This window comes from Desulfobaculum xiamenense (assembly GCF_011927665.1).
Taxonomy (GTDB): domain Bacteria; phylum Desulfobacterota; class Desulfovibrionia; order Desulfovibrionales; family Desulfovibrionaceae; genus Desulfobaculum; species Desulfobaculum xiamenense.
In genome coordinates, this window is sequence record NZ_JAATJA010000001.1 from 1,298,346 (window position 1) to 1,313,964 (window position 15,619).

General features: G+C 48.5%; 7 protein-coding genes and 1 pseudogene. 7 read left to right on the forward strand and 1 reads right to left on the reverse strand.

All coding sequences use genetic code 11. The features are described 5' to 3' along the window. Positions 1–605: 605 nt before the first annotated feature. A complete protein-coding gene (locus tag GGQ74_RS06020) occupies positions 606–2,708 on the forward strand; it encodes a glycosyl hydrolase family 28-related protein (protein ID WP_167940595.1) in 2,103 nt (700 codons plus the stop codon). A 366-nt stretch (positions 2,709–3,074) separates the two neighbouring features. On the opposite strand, the gene GGQ74_RS06025 is transcribed toward GGQ74_RS06020, so the two are convergent. Continuing rightward, a complete protein-coding gene (locus tag GGQ74_RS06025; RefSeq protein WP_167940596.1) occupies positions 3,075–4,943 on the reverse strand; it encodes an ArnT family glycosyltransferase in 1,869 nt (622 codons plus the stop codon). A gap of 1,556 nt (positions 4,944–6,499) precedes the next feature. On the opposite strand from GGQ74_RS06025, the pseudogene GGQ74_RS16575 reads away from it, so the two are divergent. The 6 genes and pseudogenes from GGQ74_RS16575 to cysC all read left to right on the forward strand — a co-directional run. Next, positions 6,500–7,217, forward strand: a pseudogene (locus GGQ74_RS16575) (transposase family protein); the annotation flags it as partial. Positions 7,218–7,343: 126 nt separating this feature from the next. After that, entirely contained in the window at positions 7,344–11,432 is a 4,089-nt protein-coding gene (locus GGQ74_RS06030; protein ID WP_167940597.1) for a glycosyltransferase family 9 protein, read from the forward strand. 46 nt (positions 11,433–11,478) lie between these two features. Further along, on the forward strand, positions 11,479–12,528 hold the full coding sequence (locus tag GGQ74_RS06035) for a class I SAM-dependent methyltransferase (protein ID WP_167940598.1): 1,050 nt from the start codon (positions 11,479–11,481) through the stop codon (positions 12,526–12,528). A 157-nt stretch (positions 12,529–12,685) separates the two neighbouring features. Continuing rightward, positions 12,686–13,510, forward strand: a complete 825-nt coding sequence (locus GGQ74_RS06040; RefSeq protein ID WP_167940599.1) for a sulfotransferase — start codon at positions 12,686–12,688, stop codon at positions 13,508–13,510. Continuing rightward, entirely contained in the window at positions 13,510–14,490 is a 981-nt protein-coding gene (locus tag GGQ74_RS06045; RefSeq protein ID WP_167940600.1) for a glycosyltransferase family 2 protein, read from the forward strand. The genes GGQ74_RS06040 and GGQ74_RS06045 overlap by 1 nt, the downstream gene beginning before the upstream one ends. 260 nt (positions 14,491–14,750) lie before the next feature. Continuing rightward, complete coding sequence (cysC, locus tag GGQ74_RS06050; RefSeq protein WP_167940601.1) at positions 14,751–15,344, forward strand: adenylyl-sulfate kinase; 594 nt, start codon at positions 14,751–14,753, stop codon at positions 15,342–15,344. The last annotated feature ends 275 nt before the right edge of the window (positions 15,345–15,619 follow it).

Here is a 15,619-nt window from a genome sequence, read left to right on the forward strand (position 1 = left end):
CCTCTCCTCCCCCCCTGCCGTGCCGCCTCAAATTCAGCTGATAGGTCCATCGGTCAGGCGCTTCCTCACCTGTACCGATCAGGACAAAAGCCAGCCACGCATTGCGCTCCGCGCATACACTCCAAGTTATATAACGAACCACACCCGCAACAGGTTATTCCAACGCAGTACATCCCGTTTGGGATATCGTCCATTCGCGATTTTGCCCATCAGGCAATACAAAAAACCGCTTTTGGCGCATGCTCTAAAAAAACTCGTCAAATTAATGTTTATCACGTACAGCTTAAAGCAACATTGCATCGTTATTTACATAAAAATCTATTTACTCAGCTGCAAGAAGACTATCCCCAGTTCAAAATACTTTGTCATGCAGCGATGTCAAGCCGCAGCAGTTCGACGGAGTGATCGGCAAACAGCCTAAACGTAGCCGCAGGGGAAACGAGGTCAAGCCGCAACTTCAAGATCGGTGCTCCAGTCTCGAAACTCGTACATCACCTCATCAATGGTTATCGCAGTACGAGGAAGACAAGTATACGGCGATAAACATTTTGGCACCAAACCCAAACAAGTGAGGTAGTAAAGTGCTCCCTTCAAACAAAAGCAGTGTGAAACTCCCCGGAAATGGAATCGCGACGGAATTCGATTTCGATTTCATCGTCTGGGATGTTTCGCAACTAGCGGTGTTCATTGAGGATATAGTAGGAAACGTGACACAAATCACCTCGAACTGGTCCGCAGTACTAAACGCAGACCAGGAGACGAACCCCGGGGGGACGATCACATATCCACTTACCGGGACGCCACTTGCAAACGGGTATTTCATCACCACGCTTCGCGATATGCCCTTTACGCAGGACGTGGACCTGTCCACGTTCGACCCCACCGTGATCGAAACCGCGCTGGACATCGCGACGGCGGAACGCCAACAGCTTCAGGAGGCTGTTGGCCGCGCCGTACTCGCTAAGCCCGGGCAGACCCCAGGAAACTACCTTGAGCAGTGCGAAGCAGCACAGCTCGCAGCGGAAAACGCACAGACCGGATCCGAATCCGCTCGCGATGCGTCTGTGGTCGCACAGGGCGCAGCTGAAGCGGCACAGACCGCCGCAGAGGCCGCCGTGGCTAACGCAGGCCTCCCGTCCATCTCCGCAGCAGACGCGGGCCGCAGTCTCGTGGTCAAACCCGACGGCTCTGGGTATACGTTGTTCGACATGCTGCCCTGCTTCAACGTCACGAACTACGGGGCTGTCGGCGACGGCGTGACAGATGATACAGCGGCGGTGCAAGCAGCCCTCAACGCAGCTCACGCCGCTGGGGGCGGAACGGTCTATGTTCCGAATGGAACATTCGGACTGACCGGGCAACTCGAAATCTACGACAACACCACGCTTCTCGGGTCCGGTTGGGGGTCGGTGCTTAAGGCCATCGCCGTGTACGATTACGTGATCCACCCGGCTCTAAACGGGATGCTTCACAACGGAGGGCTTCTGTCCGCGCTCAACTATGACATACACGTCGAGAATATATGTTTCGACGGCGGATCAAACGGGAATGTTCAAAATGGAATTTGGTACGATGAGGTCCGTCGGGCGTCTGTACGTGGGGTACAAATCCGCAATATCGGGGCCACCGGGGGAAATGCATGTATCGTTGCCGCGATGTCCGATGCAATAATCAGCGGCTGCTTGATTACCTCCAGCTTCGGACTTGTGAGCGGCATGTGGATCACCAACTCAAAAGGGCACGACGTTGTAGTCAGCGGGAATATCGTCCACGGATGCCATTGTGGTATTTTCACCGATGACGGCGTGTATCGTCTTTCGATCACCGGAAACATTGTCACGTCATGCCGCGCCAGCGGAATTTCAATGATTGACGCCAATGATATTGTTATTTCTGGGAATATGATACGCGAATCAGCAGGGCACGGGATTGAATTCTCATGCGGAACACCGACCCGTTTCGGCGGAGTAATCTCCGGAAACAATGTACATGGCGTGGGAAGTCACGGTATCCGTTGTTACAAAACTACCGACATTACGGTATCTGGCAACATCCTCACCAGTGTGGCAGCTACACATTCTTGCATTGAGCTGCACACGACACAACATGCCGCAGTATCAGGGAACCAGTGTAGATCAGGTGTATATGGCATTCAGCTCGTTGACGCCGCATATACGAAACTCGGTGACGATAACGCGTGTTTCGAAAATACCTCTGGGTCAATTAACTTTATCGGGAGCACCACCAGAGCCACGCGACCGCAGGCATTTCAGCTTTGGATCAAGAACGATGGTGGAACTATCAAGCACGCGCTCGGGGCGGCCGGATCTCCAGCGATCAATGCGGAAGGATTCGTTGAGCGCATCAATGGTGCCATTAATACACTACAAGTAACACCAATTGGAGCGGATTCTACGACTCCGTTTGCATACGGCGGGAAAATTGCAAATGATCACGCGAAATTTATTTTTGACATAAAGGCTTCAACACTTCCACAGTCAATGTGCGTGACGTGTATTCCGTTGTACAATACGACCGGTGTAGCAATCACAGTAAACACCATTATTGCAGCCGAAAACGTCAATGGTGTGCAAAAAAATCGCTTGAAACTGGGCTTTGCTAATGCTGCGTCCGGGGCAGGGGTGTCTCTGTCTACGATCCCCATAGGATCGGAAATCAGAGTACTCATTACGGGGGATTTCGAATGATGAAGATAGAACTCATCCACGTCGAGAAAAATCCGGAGCACGGCACGTTCGGCGGACTTCGGATCAATGACAGCCCATCTGCGCACCCTTGAGCCGCCGGACCGCGACTACGCGCCCACATGCCCAGTATCCCCTAGGCCCGGTACGTGAACCGGCGGATAACCAATGTTTCAAGGTGGTCAAACCAACGCATCATACTTTGGGAGCACGATTCCGGGGGGCGAATCCCTTCGTCCCGACCACAAGAAATCGAACGGGTCGCGAGCTTTGCTCGCGACCCGTTTTTCCGTTTGCGCCATGTGATTATCGATAAGCCACAAACCTGTCCGAAGGATGGAGACCACCTCTCGTTAACATGTCACAGCCTCATCTTATAATCCGTACGAGATTGAGCTCTTCAAGTGTAGAGTCCAAAGGATTCTTATCAAAGTGCTCAAGTTCGACTGCGACGAGACGTAACGTCTTTGGCGCGACATCAATATTGATCGTTATCAACGACGGAATTGGCGTTGGGAGATAAAGTGCTTTAAAATTAGCAACATTCTGTTTTACATCGTAACACAGACACGGCAAACAAGAATTAAATGTCGCAAAAACAGTGACAGTATCATGCGCACCATCTGGTGAGGTGAACGTCAGTCGCGGCACATAATATCCTACCGCGTAGGAGAATGCATTCACCGCAAATTTTGTATACTGTTCATGCTTATTAACAATAAAGTCCTCAGTGAAAAACGTTTGTCCATAGAGTAATGCAGGAAGAATAGCGTCTGTTTGCCCATGGAAATGATGCAAGACATGCGGTGGTGAGACCCCACGAACCCCACAGGCGTCGTCAACCAGCACCTTATCAGAAGAAAACTGAGAGAGATCTAAGTATGGGCGTGCGATCTTTTTGCTTGGTTTCAGTTGAAAGGCCGTTTCGACGGGGACTCGCCAGACATATCCCGGCGCATTGAAGGTCATGAATCCTTGTACGATCACGAAGCACGCAATCGTGGCTGTAACAATCCGCGATACAGATGGCGGTGTGTAGTCGTACAGAATATTTGTGGACGCCCCCAAAATGAGCACTATAAGGGTCGAGAATATAGCGAGAGTGTGGTTTCCCCATTCATGAAAAGTATTGACCATAAACAGCCCGACGAAAAACACAAGCGTTATGGAGAGCGACCGTGGCATAGCCTTTGGCGAGCAAAATTGCTTTGGTGCGCGGATTACTGCAGCAATCGAGAGGAAAAGCAATGGGTAGACAGGTATCGGAGTATGCCAGATCAGCCGGAGTATCCATTGGAACTCTCTGAGGACACTCCAGTTGACGTGTATCAATGGAGCACCAGCCTTCGGATTGCTTAACCACGGGAATTCGATGAACAGGTGCGATCCCGCGAGACTAACGACGTTGCGGTACGATCGCTCGTCATCAAGACCGAGATATGATCCAAATAGAATGCGCGACTTGACTTCAGAAAAATCAGAGTTCCACTGTTGCGGGTTGGTCGCGTACAGGACTAGTGACGATAGGGTCACAAGCACCATCGTGTATATCAAAACCCGCTTGATGCTTTTTGTCTCTAGATAAAACATAACTGTTCTAGCAAAAATCATAGCATAAGCGTAGCTCGTAGAGCCTAACATCAATCCTATAAACAACACCTCGCCACAGACTGACTTTACCGATGTCTCGCGAGTATCAATGTACAACACATACAACAGCATAATCATTATCATAAAATTATATGTGTTAACTGCGCGAGAATAAGCAATCGATATCGGATCACACGCAAGAATAAATGCAACAAAAATGGCGACACTTTGGTGCCGCCCTCGGCCAAGTATTTTATAGACAAGATACACTGAGATTGTTGAGAACAGTACCGAAAGGAGGCGCAATGTTTGCAGTTCACTTCCGGTAAAATTATGGGGGATCCTCATGTCTATCCCAAAAATCATACCCCATAAGATGTAAATATATTTGAACAGTAGCCCGTGATACATCCAATCGACCTGAAGCCATGATTCACTGAATAACTCCCCGCTTCCCAGTAGGTTTGCGATGCCGAATAAAGAATCGAGATCAAAAGTCTCGTCACTAAGATATGGCTGGCGTATATAAGCAAATCGAAACCAAAAGGCCAAAACAACGACAAGCGCTACAGCGATACGCATAAAAATTGCTTTGTGCGCATCATGAAAGTGTACGATTCGCAAAACGAGGAGTTCAGCCTTTGACATTTACATTTCCCCATTCTTAAGCCAAACTTTCACAGTTAGCATGTGCGATTTTATCAGATCAATCTCTACATGGTGCAATCATTACAAATATATTTACCGCGCAATACGCCCAGTTACACACCTGCGCACCACACATCCACTACATCATTAAGAGATATTTTTTACGCTCATTTAATCATATGAAGCCATTTTGTAGACGCTTAACGTCTGTACATTTAACGCTTTTTTTGACAATCATCACCCACCATTAATTTTAGATGGGGCGACAAAACGACACCAATCGAGCAGCTAGTCGCGCGATGAATCTGTAGACACAATGCATTCCAATCATAAAATATGGAAACGTCATCACAGAGAATGGTCCCATTATTGCTACTGAAACGAGCCTGACGCAGTCTGTAATTATAACGATTTCACTATATGCATTATTAACCCCATTCCATTTCTCTTGTCAGTTATTTTTTGCAACCATGCCCACCGGTAAGGAAAAGGCTCAAATCCAAAATATCGGCCGGAAGGAAATCATAGCTGACGACCTGGATTCCTCTGTCGCTGCGGACAGGAGGCCCGGCGACGGTCTTCTTCGCAAGAGTCTTGTGAAACGCCCTGATTGCCGAATGTCTTTCGAGCGAATCGCTCAAGCTCCCCCCCAGTAATGCGTGAGAACAGGTCAATGAAGACCGTGAGATCATGCCTTTTCCGGCCGATCTTGAAATAGGAGATGTCTGTAACCAAAGCGGTGTAGGTCTGACAGCGCAACACAAGCTGCCGCGTGTGACGAGCACCCCGCGGTCGACTCTCATGCCGAAATTCGGTCTCGGCACGCAGATCGGCAGTGATCATTGGACTGCCGACACATCCTGAATACTTTTCGTAGAGTTTAGGAATTCGATGGATAAGCCGTAGGTCGTCTCGGCGGCCCGCCGGGACGACCTACGGCTTATCCATGCTGAATACTCGCCCTTGGAAACACTGAGGGCACGGTGCATCTCCTTCGCCGAGAAATGCGAACGGTGGCCCCTAATGGACCAGACTCTCATTTCGGCATCTTGCTGAAGATGTCCAATGCGTTTTTGAAAATATCCCGGCCAAGCTCGGCATCCTTGAGTTACTTTTCCAACTTCCAAATCCTGCGCCGCTCATTCATGATGACCTCTTTGCCCTGCCCCGGAAATGCGATGTACCCTTGGCAAGCATTTCAGGTCGTCAACGCGAGACGTAATCCACTCCTATCCCGAGGCGCTTCGCAACCTCGGACACCGCCCATCCCAATTTTCTCGACAATCCGAACAGCATCCCACTTGAATTCCGCGTCGTACCCTCTGCGATTCCGGCTCATCCACATCTCCTGTGTGCTCGTCGAGATAGTGGCGTAACTCCGTGACCCCACCTCTGTAGCGGGATCAAAGCTGTTGGTGATTTCATCGGCTGGGCGTTATGTTCTAGATTTAACCTTGACCAAAGGCCTGCCGAATATTTATGTGTTTTCGGTTTGTTCGAAATGTAACTGTAGCCACGCCCCTTAAAATACAATCACCTATACGTGCCACAAATAAAAATCCAAGTGCGGCGGTATGGAGGCTACGGATATCAAATGTCTCAAGGAGTTTGAGGAGGAGAATCGTAAGCTCAAGCGCATGTTCGCCAACTTCAGCCTTGAGCGCGAGGTATTGAAGGACATCATCGCAAAAAAACTCTGAGGCCAGCCTAGAAGCAGGAGATCGTCGACTACGCTCGCGATGAGTTCGGGCTGAGCGGACCAGGGCATGCGCCATCGTGCTCATTAGCCGGACGCTGTACGCCTACGCTGCGTGACGGCACAACGTTATCGCGACGCTCATCCGGTTGGCTGACAGCTATCCCCGATACGGATTTGGCAAGCCCGTTTAGCCTGCTACGACGGCAAGGGTACCAGTGGAACCACAAACGATTCATCGTATCGACCGTCAACTAAAGCTCCTTCTGCGCCGCAAAGGGAAGAAGCGACGATCCGCACCGCAGTCCTTGGCCGTCCCGCCACAGGCCAACTGCTGGTCCGGGGACTCATACATGACTCGCGCTCAAACGGACTGCGGTTCCGCACATTTAGCGTAGTTGCTGATTACAGCCGCGAATGCCTCGCCATTGAGGTGGACACCAGCCTCTCCGCAGCCGGACTGTGGGTTCTGGACAAGGTGGCGATGGCGTAGATTTGGATTTTATCCAGCCGGGCGAGCACACCCAAAATCGTATGTGGAACGGTTTAACAGGACGTATCAGACTGAGGCTCTGGAAATCAATTCACCTCAGAATGTCTCTACTGTCGGATGATACTAACTTGGGGAGGTTTATTCTGCCACCTCAAAGTCAGGTTTCATTTTGAATGAGTTCAATCGAAACAAACATCCAGAAGAAAATTATATGAAAGATCGAAAGATTGTCCTTGATTCTCAACCACCGGAAAATCGAGAGTTTTTTTTAGGCAAGACCTTCATCAACAAGGTTGGAAGCAATGATGCATGCGTCACAACCCAGGAAGGCATCCCGTACGACAGCAGCTTCTATTATGACCAGGCTGAAAAAAGTCTTAGATCGGCCAGAATTGTCCTTGATGTTCTCGAAGAATACCTGGCCCCCAAAAAAGTTATTGATTTGGGCTGCGGCCTGGGAACTTGGCTTTTCCCATTCCATGAAAAGGGCATTGATGTGGTTGGCGTCGACGGGGACTCTGTTCCACAGAGCCGGCTTTATATCCCATCAAATAAATTTGTAAACTGGGATTTGGCTCAAGGTGCAGAAGTGCCGGTTGATGGTCCCTTCGACTTGGCAATATCCTTGGATGTGGCCGAACATCTTCCAGAGGACAAAGCGTCTTTTCTTGTCGATCAATTAACTAGGCTGTCCGATTGCGTCCTTTTCTGCGCGGGCATTCCCGGGCAAGGCGGTGCGGGGCATATCAATGAGCAATGGCAGTCGTATTGGAAAGAGCGATTCGCAAAAAAACAATATACTTGTTTCGATTTGATACGCCCGAAGATTTGGCAAAACGAGAAGGTGAACTATAGGTATAGGCAGGGTGCGCTCTTGTATATCAAAAAAAAGGCAGCCAAGACGATCCTTGGCGAAGACTTTGGGTCTTTCCAGCCTGAATTCATAAATTTAGTCCATCCCGCTGGATACCAGCTTGAAGTAAAGAGGTATGCGCAGGCCGCAGAGCGATGCTCAAGCATAGAGGAAAAGCTGGTAAAGTTCGGACTCCTTGAAGAGCAGCTTAAACCGCTTGAGCAGGAAAAGCGTAGCGAAAAACTAGGCAAAGACTTGGAACAGTCCCACGTGGAACTGGAACGGTTGAATGGTCTCGCAAATCAACGCGAAGTGCACAAGCAAAAAGAAGACATAGGGAGTGTCGAGCACAGTAGCGTGGCCACGAAAAGCGAGGCTCTTTGCAAAATCAAAGAGGTCGAAAAGAAACTCCTCAAGGTGCAGCAGGAACTGGTCAGGCAAAAGGACGAGTTTGCATCATTGGAACAGCAGTTTGTTTCAAGAATTGAAGGCTACAGGCGTCGTACGAGCCAGTTAGAACACTCTGTTTTCGACTTGCGAAAGTCGGTTTCCTATCGGATCGGCCAAGCTTTTGTGGATATTGCCATTCGCCCAATAACCGGCAGCATCAAGCTCTTTCCCCGGTTGTTCAATATCGTCTGGTCGCAGGCAACCAAGAAAAACGACACCGTGGCAAGCCGCCTGCAGCCTGAAACTATACCAATCGAAGCAAATGCTCCTGCCTCCCCCTCCCCTTACAAGTTGGACAAAAGGCCCAGACTGGTCTTCGCTATCACAACCTATAACAGACTTGATTACCTGAAAGATTGTGTTGAATCGTTCCTTGCGACCTGCAACAAAAATTATGATTGGCTGGTCATCGTCGCCGACGACGGCTCTGATGAGTCCGTCGCGCAGTATCTCGACCAAATCGATTCGCCGTTTGACATTTATTTCATCAGAAATAAGAGACGGTATTGCGTCGGACAGACCAATACCATTTTTGCACTTTCCCAGCTGCTGGGTTTCGATATAGGCTTCAAGGTGGATGATGATGTCTTGTTTACCCGCAAAGGGTGGGATGACCTCTACTTGAACGCAATGGAAAAGAGTAATTATCAGCATCTCTGCTATATGAACTATAATCATTTCTTGTGGAACAGGAAGCGTGAAGACCCTGACTACACAATGCCGGGAAAGGTGGCCGATGAATCCGGAGCATGCGAGGCAATTTGCAACGCATATAAGTGTATGGGTGCATTTTTTACGTTTACACCTGACTTAATAGATAAAGTTGGGTCTTGTGACGAATCCAACTTCCCCATTCGTGGACAGTGGCACATTGATTTATCAATCAGATGCTGTAGGGCTGGATTCAATAGGTTCGATACGTTTTTTGATGCAAAGGGGAGCAACGATTACATCGAACTTCAGAACAATGTAGTTGATGATTATCGCTGCAGCATCCCGTGGAACAGCGAATACGCCAGCACCAAGGATCCAAAGGAATTGCAGAAAAGGTATGCTCTGATAGATGACACATCGCGCGTGCACCTTCCTTTCGATCCATCCTCAGTTTTGACGCCAGTCTCAATCAACGAATTCTTCGACAAGATATTCGTGCTCAACCTCGAACGTCGTTCCGATCGATGGACTTCTGCCATGCAACGTGCGGAACAATGCGGTATGAAAGTTGATCGATTCGATGCCGTAGACGGTAAGGAGGAGCCCTTCGTCTCTCAATGGCAGGAATACTACGACAAGGGGACGTGCCCGAGGCAAAGCGGTGTTCGGGAGATTGCGTGCAGCAAGGATTACTATCTCAATTACGAAGACGATGCCGCAAGAATCCATTTCATCGAAAAGCGAACAGGTAAGAAAGCCATATCGAGTCCTGGTGCCTGGGGATACCTCAAGACGATGGAGAGGATGCTCGAGCACGCGATCAAAAATGATTATGCCTCCATCCTGGTCTTGGATGATGACTTTATCTGTCACAATGACTTTCAAAAGCAGTTTACGTTATTCGCGCATCAGGTGCCCATGGACTGGCTTGTTCTAAAGCTCGGCGCCATACAGTATGAATGGGGGGAGGATTGGATCCAATTCCACAGCAAAAACGCTTATCGTTGCAACGGGTCCAGTGTGGCCTCGCATGCGGTAGGCCTTCGTCGGCCAGCATATGAAGAACTCTTGGATTATACCCGACGACTGCTGCTCCCTTATGACGAGGGAGCTCTCCACAAACTCATGCATAATCACTCGGAGCAGTGCTTCGTAGCGTACCCCAATCTTTTCATCCAAGACGTGTCCGAAAGCGACATTAACGGCGGGGTACAGAAAGAGATCGGCGCCAAACGTGACAACATCTATCGCTGGAACCTTGATGACTATTCCCGCATCCTTTCCTGCGACACGAAAAAGCCCTCGGCCAGCATAACCACAGATGAAACCGAGGCGGGACGGCGGGCACAGGATATACTGAACAATGACAAGGCCGACTTGCTTGTTGTCAAGCCTTCCGGCATCGGCAACATGCTCATGTTCATGCCCGCGATGCAGGCACTGAGGGAAAAATATCCCGCCGCGAACATCTCAGCCGCCTGCTTCAGTCCGGAAGCAGCCATCATAGAGCGGTTGGTGGATGAAGTTATTGTGATAAAAAGCCTCCGAGACAAAACCGCCGCCTTGGTCCAGGCTCTTGATGGTCGGACCTTTGACGTCGCTATATACCCACCCTTTACTGATGTGGGCAAAATGTCCGATGCTTTGAAGCCTATTGCCAAAGTCCACGTTTTTCACCCCCATGTTGATTTCTCAAAAAAGCACGAGGTTGAACACAATAACGACATCGCGAGAATGCTGGGCATCACCGGCACGATTCCTCCTTACCGCCACCATAGTGAAGACTGTGCCTTACTCGATCAATTCAAAAATACTGACTTCATTTGTATTCATATCGGGGCCTGCGGTTCGGAACAAATGCAAAAGAAGAAATGGCCTTTAGAGTATTGGAGTCAGTTATTGCCGATGGTTAGTGACAAGTATGAGGTGCTTATTTTGGGTGGCCAGGGAGAGCTAAAAGACGCAAAAATCCTTTTCTCAATGCTGCCAAAAAGCATGAAGGATCGGGTTCACGTGCTCTCCGGCAAGCTGACCCTAGCCCAGACGGCACGAGCCATCGAAATGTGCAAGACGTTAATTAGTACAGATTCCGGCGTTATGCACCTGGGCGCATTTGTTGGCGCCAAGATAGTTGCCATTTTTGGCCCGACGACCCCTAAAAAAAATGCTCCATGGGGCAATCCGGCAAACTTCAGAATCGTTACGCCCCCTGACACTGTAACGTGTGCCCCATGCTTCCTCAACTGCGGGACACAATTGTTGAGTTGCAAGGACCAAAAGTGCCTACATCAAATCACGCCGTCCATGATCAATGAAGCGATAGTGTCATTAACTTGCGATTAATGCTCTGATTTGTGTGAATGACTGCTATAAAATCATGAGGTGCCGAGTGTCTAATTTATTCAACGAAGCTAAAGTCTTGCAAGATAATGGCCTTTTCAAAGAGTCAATCCCTGTGCTGGAGAAATTCATATCGTCCTTTCCAGATAATGCATCTGGACACTTTCGGTTGGGGATAGCCCACAGAAGATGCAGTGACCAGGATATGGCTTTACGCATGTTCACACGAGCCTCGAAATTAGCACCCCGCAACATTCGCTATCTGAGCTTCATCTTTATTACATTGTCCAAACTCCAGAGATATGACGAGGCATGTAAGGTCGCGTATAAGGCTTGTAAACTGATTAATTGGGGCCAGCCGGAGGAGAACGGGTACCGATTTTACAAAGAATGCGTGTTCCCTGAAAGGGCGAAGGAACTAAGAGAGTGGGTCGCGCCCTTTGTCGGTAAGGCTGACGTCTGCTTCGGTGAAATCGGATGTTTTGAAGGTCTGTCCACCTGTTGGTGGCTGGATAACGTTTTGACTCATCCAACTAGCAGTCTTGTGTGCTTTGATCCTTTATTCCAGCAAAATTATTGGCACAACATCAAGGCTAGCGGCTCGCAGGATAAGGTGACGGCGAACGAGATCGAGTCACAACTCGGGCTGCCGGGACTACAGCCTGATTCTTTAAGTTTGCTTTATATCGACGGCCTCCATATTGCTTGGGCTGTTTTATTCGATTTTCTAATGAGTCTTCCGGCTGTAAAAACTGGTGGGCTTTTTATTTTTGATGATTACGATCATGCCGACCAAAGTGGTGTTGGGCAGACCGTAAAACAAGGCGTTGACTTCATTATGAGCATTTTACCCCCCGCCGCCATCAAGGTTGAGCACTCTATATCACCTGTGATTTTCCGGAAGATTTCTTCTGATATTGAGCCGGGATTTCTAAATAAAATCTTGACATTCTTTGACAAGGTGTACGCTATTGACATAGCACCGTGTGCCGGTATGAAATATCAAGAAATTATGAAATACTGCCATAACGAGGTCGTCAAGGCCCCGCTCGTGCGGTGGGATTCACAGGTGCTCAATGAAATTGGAACAAGAGGCTAATAAAGAATCAACGATACGTTTTTTAGCCTGCCACTTCTTTTGGAATTGACGCTTCCTTGGTTTTCGATTTCCCATGTATAGGCTAACACCGAGTTGTCATTTACTTTATTAATTGGATAAAAATTTTATTATAATTATGAAACCAAAAAACATCGTCATGGGTGGAAGCGGCAGGAGCGGGACAACAATTTTCGGAGATATTGTCCGAGCAGCTGGAAAACACGCAGTGTTGTATGAGCCAAGGCTGATGATGGGTAATGTATGCCTGTGCTCTTTGCTGAACAACACACGAAGCATTAACGACGCGATAAATAGCGCCCAAGACATTAGCGTAAAAGTACTCAACAGCCTTTACTACGCACACGCCAAGTGCGAATTGGCTCAGAAGCTTTCAAAACAGCGCATTGAGCAGCTTGCAGTTGACATCCTTGGATCTGATGCTGCCGATGCGGGAAAGGCACCCAAAGAATTCGTCCAATCTATTTTGGGGATTGCTCAGGATCACCTCGCCGTTGATGCATGGTGTGAAAAAACACCACATAACATCAAGGTTGCCGACACCGTATTGAGGACCTTTGACGATGCTGTTTTTATTCATATAATTCGCGAACCGGTAGAGGTGTACTGGTCTATTAAGAAATTTGATTGGGGTCCGAAGACGCCAAAGGATTTCGTAAAATGGTATATCGACTGCATGGGGCACGGAAAACGCGCCTATGAAAGGGCTGATCACAAGAGATACCTGACCATCAGCCTTGAATCCCTTGGCCAGACCCCTCGCTCGATCATCAACCACGCACTACAGTTTGTCGACGTGGACCTCCCGGAAGACTCGCTGTCAAAAGTCGCCGATATCGTTGCGCCGGAGAAGTGTATCAGGGATAAAGCGAAGCGTTCGCTACCCACGGCCGAGTTGGACTACATTGAATCGAGTTGCCAAGACTTGTATGATTTTTGGCTCAGTCTGGCTGCGAAGGTATGATGACCGGGCTTGAGTACATAGTTCGCGCCCGCCAAGCGTATGACAAGGGGGACTTCCAAACCGCTATCGCTTATCTTAAGCGTTATGCAGCGGTTCGAAATGTCGATGCATTACCTGGATCGGACGATCGCAATCAGATGACTCCCGCCGTTTCTGTCATCATCGTCACAAACAGTATGGATGACCGTTTGCGGGCATGCCTCAAGTCACTTCAGGAACAGAGCTGCAAAGATTACGAATTGATCATCGTTGACAACGGAGTAGACAGGGACGCTCAAGACTGGTTCACCAATGATTCCATTCTGCACTTACGATTGCCGGTCAATGTCGGCTTGAGTGAAGGGCGCAACATAGGTGCAGACTGCGCCCGCGGCAATATACTCTTGTTTCTGGATGATGACGGCATCGCAGATTCGAATCTCATCGAACAGACAAGAGCTGCTTTTGATGAATTTGACTTTCTTGCTGTCAGGGGGCGTGTCTTGGCTTTTGATAGCAACTCCCGACGCAACAATAAACACCCGGGAAACTACGATTCCGGGTGTTACCCGTTGCCAGCCGTTCTCAATACTGAATGCGTGATCGCCGTGCGCCGTGAAATATGGATGGCGGCTTCTGGGATGGACCCGTTAATGCTGCATGGCGAGGGAGAAGAGTTTTCTCGGCGTATATTGGATCAAAACCCAGGGAAGGATATCTACTATTGGCCAAAGATGATCTTGTACCATGATTACGGGGCAGGCAAGAAACTTTATAACAAGATGAAACGTGAAGAAATATTGAAAGCATATTTGGCTTTCAAAAAATCTGAAGCCTCCGGCATCGGCCTGAACTATGGAAGATGGTACCATCAGCATCCATCCGGCACAATCATTGTAGACAACAGGTCTTTGCTTACTCGATTGCTAGCACAGGCACGAACGTCAATCCTCAGATTCCGCATCAGGCGGCAAGCCAAACGCAGCTTAATCAAGCGCTAGGCTAGGATGGCAAACGGATAATCGTCGATTTCGACTTTTAATTTGGAGCTGTACCAGACTTAATTCACTGTTCCAATTATTCAAACAGGCGCTGTAGATTTGTGTTGGTCAAACGCCACTCATACTCCTTCAAAAGGATGTAAAATTTTCTTATGTTGTGCTTGGCTTGGTTCCAAATAATCTTCTATAAACTGATTCTAAATAATATTTCGAAAGAAATTCACATACTGACAACGACTTATAATGGTTGCAAAAAAGAAATGAGTGACAAGCGGTACATTAAAATACATACAGGCGAAATATCCAGACCCGACAGAGAAAAAAAGAATGGACACAAAGGTCACGTCTTCTGGTTTACCGGATTATCCGGTTCAGGAAAGTCTACCATTGCTCATCATGTTGAAACACATCTTCATCATCATGGCATTCGGTCATATGTACTTGATGGAGACAATGTCCGTCACGGTCTGTGTTCGGATCTGAGTTTTTCTCCCGAGGCACGGAGTGAGAACGTTCGACGGATTGGTGAAGTTTCCAAGCTGTTCGTAGACGCAGGGATCGTATGCCTGTGTGCTTTTATCACCCCGCTGAAAGCAGACCGCGATCTCCTTCGACAAATTTTGGGCACGAATTTCAGCGAAATTTTTGTTTCATGTCCGCTGTGTGTCTGCGAGTCACGGGATGTAAAAGGGTATTACAAACTAGCTCGAGAGGGGAAAATCAAAAACTACACGGGCATATCTGCTCCGTACAAAATACCAGAGCAGCCTGATCTCCGCCTAGAAACAGCCAGTCTTTCTATTGAAAGATGTGTGGAAAACACTCTGAATTATGTCATGGATACAATTCTGTAATTGAGTATTTTCGTAAAATTTCAATAACACACTGTGATCCTGCCACACAAAAGTAGACCACCCGTTAAGCCACGTCCTTCATAACGTGTTGTTTCTCGAATTCGCCAGGCGACATCCAGCCATTTGAGGAGAGGTGGCCCCCAAACTCGGACAGGTGTATAAGGTGGAGCCGAGACAAAAAGAGGGGCATGTCCGAAGACAAAAGAAATCGTTACTCGGCGAAATTCAAGGCCAAGGTTGCCAAAGAAGCCTTGAAGGGTGAATTTACCTACACC